Raw genomic sequence first — 360 nt, 5'->3', positions numbered from 1 at the left:
GAACTACGCCCGGTACCCCGGCTTCCTCGCCCGCCTCCACCAGGTCCGCCCCGAGCTCTCGCTCTTCGCGGCCGTCGACTGGCCCGAACTCGACACCCACGGCACCGTCACCCCCGGCGCCGACGCCAAGCTCGTCTACAACAACGACTACGCCGTCAACGACCTCGTGATCGCCGACATCACCGAGGACATCCTGCGCCACCAGAACCCGGACGTCCTCTTCGTCTACTTCGGCGAGACCGACGAGATCGGCCACAACCACGGCGCCGCCAGCCCCGAGTACACCGCCGCCATCGACGTCCAGGACGGCTACCTCGGCCGCCTGCTCACCGCGATCAAGGCCCGCCCCTCGTACGCCAC

General features: G+C 69.2%; 1 protein-coding gene. It reads left to right on the top strand.

Annotation, left to right across the window (positions count from 1 at the left end):
• On the top strand, positions 1-360 hold a 360-nt coding region (locus OQ02_RS39505), incomplete at both ends, for an alkaline phosphatase family protein (protein WP_033443807.1).

Origin of the sequence: Saccharothrix sp. NRRL B-16314, assembly GCF_000716595.1 — a bacterium.
Lineage (GTDB): Bacteria > Actinomycetota > Actinomycetes > Mycobacteriales > Pseudonocardiaceae > Actinosynnema.
Note: the sequence above shows the minus strand (reverse complement) of the source record. Positions and strands in the feature narration are given on the sequence as shown.